The organism is Acidobacteriota bacterium (assembly GCA_038040445.1).
In the GTDB taxonomy this organism is placed as follows: domain Bacteria; phylum Acidobacteriota; class Blastocatellia; order UBA7656; family UBA7656; genus Onstottus_A; species Onstottus_A frigus.
On record JBBPIG010000070.1, the window covers coordinates 1 to 2,591 of the forward strand.

Consider the following 2,591-nt stretch of genomic DNA (forward strand, 5'->3'; position numbering starts at 1 on the left):
AGCCGATATGTGAAAAGGTGAGTTCAAGCTAGAGGCGATAGAGGCTCGATCTTGGCGGGACTCCGATTCACCGGCCCGGCACCCTGATAGGCAAAGCGCTCGAACCGTTGGATAAAGGCACCGGTGAGATTCTGGTCCTGCTCAGTTTGCAGTAGTTAGTCGAAACGGAAGCCGTCTGAACGCGACGAGTCTTCGAGGAGGAAGCGATGACACATTCAAAAATGGAAAGCCCGAACGTGGCAAACCCTCTGTTGCGCAGGATCGCCAATTCACGAGCCGGTGTCTTGTGGTCGATGGTTGTCCTCCTGATCGGCAGCGCAGTGCTGGCGGCCGCCGTTCGCGCCTACAACCGCGCGACACTGAATGCTGCAAATGTCACCAGACCCTCGACAGCTTTACCGTTGGTCCAAAGTGGCGTGGCGCCGCGCCTCGGGAGGTTGCAAACCAGACTGTCGTCTCAGCCTCAAGCTGACAGGTTGCGCCATAGACTCGGACAGCGGTTTGCCGGTTCGGGCAGAGAGCGGGCGATCTTGACAGGCACTCTGACGATGGGAGCGGATCGCTATCCGGTGCGAATCGTTCGCACCCAGACCGAGGACGGCGAGGATGTTCAGATCGCGCTGAACGGCGGAGCTGTCTCGCTGACCTGGACCGCAAGACAAGGGGCATTATCGGCTAACGCCTCACCCACATCCATCGAGCGTTCTTTTGTTGAAAGGCTCGCTCTTGATAGCCCGGACCAGTTCATCCTGGCCCAGTTGCGCGGCGCAAGCTACTACACCGTCGCGAGAAGAGTGGTTCCCGAAGAGGCGCTGAAGTCTCAGGACTATACTGGGCCGGCCTGGGATGTAGTGAGAGTCGACGAGCCAACCAGAACAGAGCTGACCAAGCCTGAAAGCTCTTGGCGGATGTACTACGTCAACTCAGCGACCGGTCTGCTGGAACGCATCATCTCGAGTGAACAAGGACAACCCGTCATGGCTGAGCTGCTTGAGTGGAGCAATCGTCAGGGCGAACTCGCGCCTGGTCGAATCAGGTGGAGCAGAAACGGGCAGGTGATTATGGAGCTTGTGGTCACTGCCTCCGCTTACGGATCAAGGTAAGCGGATCGCGATACTTCGAACCAACTCTTTCGGAGCAGGGGGCTGTGATTATGAAACTGAGAAATTACGTTCGGACGCTGTCGATGTCGATGATTGCTGTAAGCTGCGCGCTCGTTGTTGCACAGGCTCAACAGCTCGATCCCGCCGCAAAGCCGGATCGCGGGATGGGTGGAAACGGCTCCTTTGCAATCTCCGACATAGAGAATGTCAACCTAACGAACGGCAACGTGAACATCTCAATCCCTCTCGCCTCCTTGCCTCCCATAGCTGGTGGAAAGCTCTCCTGGTCAATTCGCGCCGCATACAACAGCAAGCTGTGGGATATGAAATCCTTCAAGATGCGGCCAGATGTGCATCACCCGCAGGGACCGTGGGAGTATTACTTCGAACAGCGAAGCGAGAGCGGGGGCTGGATTGTCTCGGGAGCGTATTGGATTGAACAGGTCTTGGCAGACGTTGGGGACGCAGAAGTTGATTGCGGTGAGTGCGAGCCAGATGATTCTGAATGTCTCTCGGCGCGTGCGCAGTGCGCGGCGGCCTTTGATTATCGATACAAAATGATTCTCCACACTCCGGATGGAACAACTCACGAACTGCGCTCTCCTGAGGGTCAGGTTTATACCGGCATTGGCTTTCAGGACTGGCGGCGTGGTTTCTACAACAACACACCGTACACCACCGGCCAGCCGATGCGCTACTACTCCTACGACGGGAGCTTTCTGTGGGCGGTCATATACCCTTCGGGCGAATGGGCAGTCTATATGCCGGACGGTACCAGCGTAACCCAACTCGCCTCTGCCCAACAAATAAGCGACGCAAACGGGAACAAGATAGAAATTACTTCAACGGTTAATCTCGCAACAGGAGATAATGCGACCGTCTGCACAGATGTCCAAACAGGGCGGCAAATAAAGTACAACTTCACGGCAGCCACTAACACAGGACAAGTTCAATATCAGACGGTTGGGGGAGTCTGGGAGACCATAACCATCCACTTCGCAAATAAAACGCTTACCGGCAAGGCCATCAATGCTGGCGATCGTCTGTGTATTAACGGCAGCTACTCCTGGGGAACATTACTAGGCGACAACTTTGAGGTCATCACTTCAATAGTGCTTCCTGAAACGGAGCCCGGAATTACAAGGCAGTTCATTTTCGAGTACAACTCTGACGACATCGACGAGGATGTCAACATCCCGTTCAGGGGGTGGTGCCCGGACCCGATTACAGAGATCAAGGATGCATCCCACGGCCTCGGCGAACTAAGCCGTATGACACTCCCTTCCGGGGCGGTCGCAGAGTATTTCTACAAACACGATGGAGCTCACACCGGCCCATTCGGCCTATCCGTGAATCGTTTCGCGTGCAGAATGGTATCCGGAAACTCACTCAAGCAAAAGAAGCTGTTCCACGATGGAGTTGGCCCCGACATTTGGAACTACACGATAACAAGCGTAAGCGGCCAGGTGACCGGCCCCGACGGGTTGC

General features: G+C 55.7%; 2 protein-coding genes. Both read left to right on the forward strand.

The window, feature by feature from the left end:
* Window positions 1–206: 206 nt before the first annotated feature.
* Window positions 207–1,103, forward strand: coding sequence for a hypothetical protein (locus tag AABO57_28975; GenBank protein MEK6289766.1), 897 nt, complete (start codon window positions 207–209; stop codon window positions 1,101–1,103).
* Between the two features lie 50 nt (window positions 1,104–1,153).
* Window positions 1,154–2,591: hypothetical protein (locus AABO57_28980; protein MEK6289767.1), on the forward strand; the 1,438-nt coding region annotated here is incomplete at its 3' end.